The organism is Synechococcus sp. R8-2 (genome assembly GCF_047461715.1).
GTDB lineage: Bacteria > Cyanobacteriota > Cyanobacteriia > Thermostichales > Thermostichaceae > Thermostichus.
Map to the genome: position 1 here is coordinate 1 of NZ_JANSHQ010000146.1, position 8,078 is coordinate 8,078.

The 8,078-nt window shown below is 60.3% G+C and carries 8 protein-coding genes; 3 read left to right on the forward strand and 5 right to left on the reverse strand.

All coding sequences use genetic code 11. The features are described 5' to 3' along the window. Positions 1 to 39: 39 nt before the first annotated feature. From NW819_RS04130 to NW819_RS04145, 4 genes are all read right to left on the reverse strand, one after another. A complete protein-coding gene (locus NW819_RS04130; RefSeq protein WP_414343657.1) occupies positions 40 to 768 on the reverse strand; it encodes a HEAT repeat domain-containing protein in 729 nt (242 codons plus the stop codon). A gap of 106 nt (positions 769 to 874) precedes the next feature. After that, positions 875 to 1,645, reverse strand: coding sequence for a peptidylprolyl isomerase (locus NW819_RS04135; protein WP_011433685.1), 771 nt, complete (start codon positions 1,643 to 1,645; stop codon positions 875 to 877). A gap of 76 nt (positions 1,646 to 1,721) precedes the next feature. Further along, on the reverse strand, positions 1,722 to 2,477 hold the full coding sequence (locus NW819_RS04140; RefSeq protein ID WP_414330350.1) for a hypothetical protein: 756 nt from the start codon (positions 2,475 to 2,477) through the stop codon (positions 1,722 to 1,724). Positions 2,478 to 2,559: 82 nt separating this feature from the next. Then, positions 2,560 to 3,513 carry a DUF1517 domain-containing protein gene (locus NW819_RS04145; protein WP_238376757.1) on the reverse strand — a complete coding sequence of 318 codons (954 nt, stop codon included), beginning with the start codon at positions 3,511 to 3,513 and terminating at the stop codon, positions 2,560 to 2,562. A gap of 201 nt (positions 3,514 to 3,714) precedes the next feature. Between NW819_RS04145 and NW819_RS04150 the strand changes: the two genes are divergently transcribed. The 3 genes from NW819_RS04150 (at position 3,715) to nusB (ending at position 7,741) form a co-directional block, all read left to right on the forward strand. Next, positions 3,715 to 4,575, forward strand: a complete 861-nt coding sequence (locus NW819_RS04150) for a Cof-type HAD-IIB family hydrolase (RefSeq protein ID WP_414412972.1) — start codon at positions 3,715 to 3,717, stop codon at positions 4,573 to 4,575. Positions 4,576 to 4,586: 11 nt separating this feature from the next. Next, positions 4,587 to 6,746 (forward strand): ATP-dependent helicase, encoded by a 2,160-nt coding sequence (locus NW819_RS04155; protein WP_414412973.1) that lies wholly within the window; start codon positions 4,587 to 4,589, stop codon positions 6,744 to 6,746. Positions 6,747 to 6,865: 119 nt separating this feature from the next. After that, entirely contained in the window at positions 6,866 to 7,741 is an 876-nt protein-coding gene (nusB, locus tag NW819_RS04160; protein WP_414331399.1) for a transcription antitermination factor NusB, read from the forward strand. Between the two features lie 5 nt (positions 7,742 to 7,746). Here the strand turns inward: nusB and NW819_RS04165 are convergent. Then, on the reverse strand, positions 7,747 to 8,078 hold a 332-nt coding region (locus NW819_RS04165), incomplete at its 5' end, for a DUF29 domain-containing protein (protein ID WP_414412974.1).

Below are 8,078 nucleotides of genomic sequence, written 5' to 3' on the forward strand. Positions count from 1 at the left end.
GGGGAGTGTCTCAATCTAGTTTAAAAATGACTATAACGATCAGCTGAGGTTATCCAGTTGCTCCAGCAAATCGGGATCCGCCAACTTTTGTAGGGCAAGCCGCGCGTCATCCCGCACCCCCCAATCGGGATCGCGACTGGCGCTGGTCAGCAATTGCCTTGTTAGCATCGTGTAAACAATGGGATCCTCGAGAGCCAGTTTCACCTGTTGCCCCAGGATCCCTAAGCTCCAGGCACAGTTGCCGCGTACCGCTGCGATTGGATCTTGAGCCAAGCCCCGGCAGAGAGCTGCGACCACCTCATCCAATGCCGGGCCAGGCAACGCCTGCGCCTGGGCCAGTTGTCCGAGGGCACTGGCAGCCCACAATCGCACTGCCGCGATATCCCCGGCCAACACTTCCAGCAACACCGGGTACGCCCGCGGATCCTTGGCATTGCCCAACGCCCACACCAAGCCTTTGCGCACATAGCCGTTCCAATCCCAGCGCAAGCCCTCGATCAGCACCTCCACCTCAGCGGGATCCGGATTCCGACCTAGGGCATAGGCCGCTCCCACCCGCACCAACGGGCAGGGATCCCGGACTAGGGCCAGCAGGGGTTTAACGGCGCGGGGTTCTTCGATCTCACAGAAGGCGCGGGCCGCCTGCATCCGCAAATAGGGATCCGGATCCTGCAACTGCTGCAGCATCAGCTCCACATCCACCTCCGGCGGTGAGTGAGGTGGCAGCTCGTCTAGGGGCTCCAGGGGGGAAAAAGCGTCTTCTTGCATGAAAGGGTGCCCAGGTGTTGGCGGAGGGGACGGGGGCAAAACTTGCCCTTCCTCAAGGCAAAAGCCAGAGCCACAACAACCAAACCAGCAGCAGAGTTGCTGCCCATCATAAACTGCCGGGATCCTCCATCTGATCTGCTCTTTCCGGTTGGGATCCCGGCACCCTAAGCAAGTCCGCTCCTTCCAACACCCGCGCCGAGCGGATCACATCTCCCACCTGGATGCGCTCCACCCACTCCATCCCCTCGGTGACGTAGCCGAACACGGCATAGCGCCCGTCCAAAATCGGCAGAGCAGAGAGGGTGATGTAAAACTGGGAAGAGGCTGAGTCAAGTGGGCTAGAACGGGCCATGGCCACCGCCCCCAAACGATGGGGCAAGAGCAACTTACTCAGAGCAGCGGGATCCTGGATCAAGGTGTTGTAGCGGGGGTAGGGTTCCCCACGCAGCTGAATTTCCAGGGGGATGGTGCGCAGGCGGTTGCTCCCCGGCTCTGTTGCACCCCCTGTGCCGTCACCACGGGGATCCCCACCCTGCACCACAAAAGGCTGCGGATCCTTTTCCACCCGATGGAAGGTGAGGCCATTGTAAAAGCCCCGCTGAACCAAATCCACGAACTGGCCGCCGGTCAGGGGTGCCGCTTCCCCGTGGATCGCCAAGATCACCTTGCCTACCCCCTCAGCAGTTTGCACCTCCATCTCCACCACTGCCTTCCCTTGCAGTTGCGGGCGGCTAGCATAGGCCGCTGGGATCCCCGATGGGGATTCTGACAAGGGGGGTGTGCTGCGACAAGCCAACAGCCCGAGACAGAGGTATCCCAGAACTAAGCCCACTCCCACTCTGCAGCGGCTCATTCGCCCCAGCTTGGCGAATTTCATCTGCCCCTTCTCCTTCAATCCAATCTCCCACCCTCCAGGCGCTGCTCAACCCAGCAGGGATCCCTATCCAGGTGATTCAGATCCGCTGCGACAGTCCCAACTGCAAGGTGACGCTTTGAGCGCCATTGCTCACCCTCACACCGTAGGGGCTGATGGAGGTAACCCGCCACTCTGCTTTCACCGCATGGCCAACAGCCACCTGACGTACTACGTTGTCGATCAAGATCAGAGCCTTGGGGGCACCTGGATCGTGGATCAATCCCACCAGCTTCATCTGCGGCAGAGGCTGGGGTGGGATCCGCGCTGGCACCGGAGGCGCAGGTACCCTGGGGGGAGAGGGAAGACCAGCCCCTCTTGAAGCAAGAGGAGCGGCAACAGTCGGCGGTTTTGCCGGTTCGACCAAGACAGCCTTTGCAGAATCCTCAGGTGGAGCTTTGGGGTTTTCATCCACATCAGCAGCAGTGGGAAGCAAGGGCTCCTGGTGAGCATCGGAATGGGAAGAATTGGGTGCCTCAGCCAAGGGATCCCGAGTGGCCTGCGAAAAAACCACCGCCCGCGGGCGCAGGGTCATCCAAAAAGCCAGCCCTGCCACCAAGGTAGCGGCCAAAGCCATACCCAGCAGTAATCCTCCGGCAGCAGAGAAGCGCCGGGAAGGCAGTGGGGGCCGTGTGCCGAGGTAAGGATATTCGCCGGCTTCTGACAGCCCCTCTTCCAAGCTGTTCTCCAAATCCTCGAACAGCTCATCCAACAGAGAATCTGCCTGCTTGACTTGGCCAGACCATGCCCAAGGGGAACGACGGCCTCTGCCCGCTGAAGCATCTAACCCGGACATACAACCTCCCTAGCCTGAGCGGCGGGGATCCCGAGGAGTTGAGACACTCAGCCAACAGTTGCCGTCTATCGCCCAAAGGCTCTCAAAGGAGCCGCATTTCCGGGTACTCGGTCAACAGCGCCTCTGCCGACAGGGTGTCTCCCTCCAACTGCGGCGTCCACAGCACTTCGATGGCCACAATCCGATCTGCCGGAATCGAAGCCAGCTGCAACAGGCACTGCCGCAGATCCGCCATGGAGTTAACTACAGGTAGTGTACCCAAGTTACCACGATACGCAACCAGTAGAGTTACCAGCAGGTACTCGCCAACATCTGGGATCCCAGCAGCAGATCGCTGCAGCGCCGCTTGGGAGACTTGTTGGATCTGGTTGTTGCGGTTGCTGAGGCTTTCGACGCTGAACTTGCTCCGTTCTTGTAAAGAGGCTTGATAGAACAGGGATTCGGCGCGGGAGAGGGGCAGCTTCTCCGCTTGGGCATGGCCATAGGCCCAGTAGTCGCTGTAGCGCATCAAGCCAAGGGTGACCTCTTGCAACAGTTGGCTCAGCCCTTCCGGCGACTGAGTATCCGCCTCCAGAGCCAGGGCGTTCATGTCTTTCTGCAGTTGCCGGGCGCTGGCCAGCAGTCCCACTTTTACCTGCGCAACAGTTACCTGGGGATCGCGAACCCCAATGCTATCGTCCCCTTCTTCGGATCTGATCCCCGAGCGCAGCGTCTGCACCAAAAAGCTACCTGCCCCAACCAAGAGCAGCAGCGTCAGCAGGCCGCCACCCCCCCCTCCCCAGAAAAAGGGCACCAGCAGCGGAAAACCAAAGCCGCCTCCATAGCTGGGGTAGACAGGAGCTGAGTAGTGCGGGCCAATCGAGCGGGGGGCAGAGAACGTCGGAGACCGGAAAGATCCGCCGCCAATGCGACCGCCACTGCGTGCCCAAACAGCGCCTATGGGAGCCAGGGCCAAGGTCAAGGCCAGGGCAATGGCCAGCAGAGGCCGGCAGACGCGACCGATTCGTTTCAGCATGATCACAATGTTTTCGTCCATCACGGGGCTAGTCTTTCTTAATTCTACGCTTTCTCGTTGGCGGGAATAGGGGCGGAAACCGATCCCCCACCCGGCCATCTCACTTGTTCAATTCTTCTGTGTTGATTCTTTGTGTACTGAGCCGGCCAATGACCGTCAACCAATCGAGGCAGAGCCATGCTACGGTCTGGAAGGTTGCCAGGAGGAGGGCAAACAACAGCAATGCAAACTCAGGCTAACGTCCAAGCCGAGGAAAGAGAGCGGGCATCTTCTCCACCCCGTGCCCAGATTCGGCTGTTGGTGGTGGATATCGATGGCACGATTGCCGGGCCTTCCAACCAGGTTTCAGAGCCGGTTCGGGAGGCCATTCAGAAGGCCAAAGCAGCAGGGGTGCGAGTAGCCATCGCTACGGGTCGCATGCATCGTTCTGCCGAGCGGTTCCACTACGCGATTGGGGCCGATATGCCCCTATGCAGCTACCAGGGGGCTTTAATTCGGGATCCCGATAGCCAAAAGACCCTAAAGCACTGGAGCCTGGACTGGCCGCTGGCCGAGGAGTTGTTGCAAGCGTTGCAGGATCAGCCGGTGGGGGTTCACCTCTACATCGATGACCAGCTCTACTTACGGGAGCTGAGCCCTCTCAGTCAGGCCTATGCTGAGCGCTCTCAGGTGCCGTTCCAGATGTTCTCTTCCGCCCAATACGGACGAAGCCCCACCAAGATCCTGGCTGTTTCTGAGGATACCGAGTTCCTGCAGGAATTGCAGGGATCCCTGCGGCGGCGGTATTCCCCTGACCAGCTCTACCTCACCCGTTCAGAGCCGATTTTTCTCGAGGCTACCCATCCGGCGGTGAACAAGGGCAATGCCGTTCGTTTTTTGGCCGAGGAAATGCTGGGGTTGTCGGCGGAGCAGGTGATGGCCATTGGCGATGGCGACAACGACATTGAGATGCTGCGGTATGCGGGGATCGGGGTGGCGATGGGAAATGCCTCGCCAGCTCTCTTGCCCCATGCCGACTGGATCGCCCCTTCTGTAACAGAAGACGGGGTGGCGGCAGCCATCGAGACCTTCATCCTCAGCTAGGCAGGGATCCCATGCTGGGTCTGGCTTCTTCTCCCTTTCCTGAGGTCACCCTGCGTCCGGCGCAGCAACAGGCGTTGGCCTACCAATCGGGGCCGCTGGGGATCGCCGCCGTTCCGGGGAGCGGCAAGACCTTTATTCTGGAGCTGTTGATCGCCGATTTAATTCTCAATCGGGGGATCCCACCGGAGCGCATCGGGGTGTTCACCTACATGCGTTCGGCGCGGGGCAACTTGATCAGCCGCATCAATCAACGTTTGCAACGGGCGGGGTATCCGGATCGCTTTACCCAGGCCTTTACCCTGCATTCTTTGTCGTTGCGGGTGTTGCGGGAGGCCCCCAGCCGTTGGGAGGAGCTGTCTATTTTGGAGGGATACGAACAGGAGCGGTTGCTCAGCCGCCTGTGCCGCGCTTGGCTCGTCCGCCATACTCAGCTCTGGGAGCCGCTGATCCCCGGCGACAACAACCCGCAAAAGATCGCCCAAAACCGAGCCCAGTTCCGGCGCAGTTTCCAGCAGATGGTGCAGGTGGTCATCAGCAGGGCCAAGAATCTGCGCCTGGGGCCAGAAGTGATCCCCAGCGAGGGCTATCTGGGCTGGGCTGCTCCCATCTACGCCGGTTATCAAGCGGAATTGCGTCGCCTGGGCAAGTTAGACTACGACGACCTGGGCTGGCAAGCAGTGGATTTGATCGAGGGCAGTCCGGAGCTGCGGGAGCAGGTGCAGAACTGGTACGACTACCTGTTCGAGGATGAGGCCCAAGACAGTTCCCCCCTGCAGGAAGAGCTGCTGCGGCTGCTCAGCCAACGCACCGGCAACCTGGTGCGGGTGGGGGATCCCAACCAGAGCATCATGGGCACCTTTACCAGCGCCGAGCCGCGGCTGTTTCGCGCCTTTTGCCAGGCCAGTCCTCAGGTGGTGCTCTTGGATGAATCCAGCCGCAGCGCCCCCCAGATCATCGCTTTGGCCAACCGCCTGGTGGAGTGGGTGAATCAGCAGCACCCCATCCCGGCTTTGCGCACCGCTCTGGCCCCCCAGCCCATTCAACTGGCCACCTCCGGTGGCCAAAACCCCCCGGCCAGCGAGGGTGGTGTGGACTTTCTGCGGGTTGTCGGATCCCCGGAAGAGGAGCTGCAACAGGTGGCGCGGCAGGCCATTGCAGCCGCCCAAGCTTTTCCCGGCCAAACGGTGGCCATTCTGGTCACCACCAACGAGCTGGGGGGCAAAGCCCTCAGCTATCTCCAGGAAATGGGAGCGGAGCGGGTGATCGATCTGTTGCGGGGCAGTCCCAGTCAGCGGCGGGTGTTGTTGCAGCTCAAGGGAATCATCGACTGGTTTGCCCAGCCCACTGCCCCCACTCGCTTGGCTGCTGCTGTGGATTGCTTGGCGGATTGGGCGGGGATCCCACGTGCTGAGCTGGGACCGATGTTGAGCTGGATCCGCGCCTCTCTGCCGGAGCGGCTGCTATTTCCCAACTTTGGTGAGGCTCCCGCTCTGCCCGATGGCCCGCCTTGGCAGAACTTGGGCAGGCTGCTGCGCACCCTTGCCGGTTGGCTCCGGGCCGGGCGCTCCCCTTGGCCGGAGGTGCTGAATGTGATCGTTCAAAGCCTCTACCGCAAGCCGGAAGAGCTGTTTGTGGGTCGCTATGTAATCGATCAGCTGGAGCAGGTGCTGGGATCCCTGCCCGAAACCGATTGGCAGGAGATCGCCCAAGAATTTCAAGTGATTCTGGATCACCGCCTCAACAACTTGCCTTCGGAGATCTTCGCCTTCGACCCCGAGCCGGGCAGCATCACTGTCACGACTCTGCATCGGGCCAAGGGGCTGGAATGGGATCAGGTGTTCATCCCCCAGGTGTCGGCCTACGAGTTTCCCACCCAGTACGGGGAGCGAACCCTGGGGCTGAAGTTTTTGGATGAAGTGGATATGCAGGCAGAGGCCCTGGCTCAGTTGCGACAGCTCAGCCCCAAAGGCGGCTGGGAGCTGCAGGCCGACTCGGCCACCAAGCAAGCCTTTTTGGATTTGGCAGCAGAGCGATTGCGGCTGCTGTATGTGGGCATCACCCGCAGCAAACGACGGCTCACCCTCTCGGTATCCAGCCAATCTCGCTTTGGCACAGAGCAGAGTTCATCTTTGGTGTTTCGGGTGTTAAGTCGCAGTTTTAGGGCCGGTTGACCGGGTGAGTCTCTCGTTCTTCATGGATTGGCAACCTGCTAGCATGGCTAAGCCCGATAGCGCTTGCGCGCCGCCTTGCGGCAATGGGGCAGTCTTTCAGAAGCTATGGATATTCTGCAATGCAACCTCGGCGTATTGCCCGCGAACTGGCCCTGCTGGGGGTCAATCAACTGCCAGCCACGGCGGCCAAACTGAGCGAAAAACAACTGGAGGACTTGCTGCTGGCAGCCATCCGCGCCCTGAGTGAAGAGACCCATGAAACCCTCTCCACAGCGGCGGCGGAAATCCAGCGCAGCGACCGTTTGTTGCACGAGAGCGATCCTCTATTGTTGGCCGATTCGGATCCCAAGGAAGAGGGTGGATCCCGCTCCGTCACCCTCCGCCTTCAGCAGGCCCAACGACACCTGCAGCGCCTGGAAATCACTCTGAAGGAGGCGGACGTTCCTGACCCCAATGCCTTACGGGGGGAATTGCTGGAGCTAATCCAGCAGGTGCAAGTGGCCCTCGGCAACGCCGGCCAAGCCTTAGAACACCTGGAACAGCGGCTGCACAGCGTCCGCCACATCTTGGATGAGGTTGTCCAGTTGTCCCAAAGAGCAGTCAACCGGGTGGGCGTTGCCCTGTCCATGCCGGAACTGTTGTACATTGCCCAATCCCAAGAAGTGCGCGCCTACGCTTTGCAACTGTTAACTGCCCTGCGAACCCACAAGGAGGCGATTGATGCTCGTTTGCAAAAGGCTTTGGTGGGTTGGCAATTGCAGCGGGTTGGTCGGATCGAACGAGATATCCTGCGCCTGGCGGTGGTGGAGATGGAAATACTGGCCAGCAGCCCCGTGAAGGTTGCCATCAACGAAGCTGTAGAATTGGCCAAAAAATACGGGGATCCTGAGGCCGCTGCTTTCGTCAACGGAGTGCTGCGACGGGTAGTGGACAGCCAGATGGAGACCCACCGGGGTCGGGATCCCTCCCTCCCTGGTTCTGGTTCCGGGGGCTGAGCAGATCACTGGGGATCTTCCTTGCCAGGATAAAAGTCGGGATCCATCACCTGCTCAAATGTGTAGGGACACTGGGCAGGCAGATCTGCTTCAGACAATGGTGTTTCTCTCACCACCAACAGGATCCCGTCCTGGTGAGCCTCTTGCAGGGCTGCCGAAAGATCGGGCTTGAGGCTGGGACTGTCTTTGAGCAATCGCTGGATCTGGCGGCGTTGTTCAGTAATCGTTGCCCGCCAACTTTTGCCTCGCAGGTGGGGTTGCAATTGCCACTTCAGCAAATGCCCTACCAGGATCCCCAGCCGGTGCAGCAATTCCCGGCGTTCTTGCCTGCCCAAAG

Coding starts and splice junctions, on each gene's coding strand:
- NW819_RS04130 (WP_414343657.1), bottom strand. CDS start 768: ATGCAAGAAGACGCTTTTTCCCCCCTGGAGCCCCTAGACGAGCTGCCA.
- NW819_RS04135 (WP_011433685.1), bottom strand. CDS start 1,645: ATGAAATTCGCCAAGCTGGGGCGAATGAGCCGCTGCAGAGTGGGAGTG.
- NW819_RS04140 (WP_414330350.1), bottom strand. CDS start 2,477: ATGTCCGGGTTAGATGCTTCAGCGGGCAGAGGCCGTCGTTCCCCTTGG.
- NW819_RS04145 (WP_238376757.1), bottom strand. CDS start 3,513: ATGGACGAAAACATTGTGATCATGCTGAAACGAATCGGTCGCGTCTGC.
- NW819_RS04150 (WP_414412972.1), top strand. CDS start 3,715: ATGCAAACTCAGGCTAACGTCCAAGCCGAGGAAAGAGAGCGGGCATCT.
- NW819_RS04155 (WP_414412973.1), top strand. CDS start 4,587: ATGCTGGGTCTGGCTTCTTCTCCCTTTCCTGAGGTCACCCTGCGTCCG.
- nusB (WP_414331399.1), top strand. CDS start 6,866: ATGCAACCTCGGCGTATTGCCCGCGAACTGGCCCTGCTGGGGGTCAAT.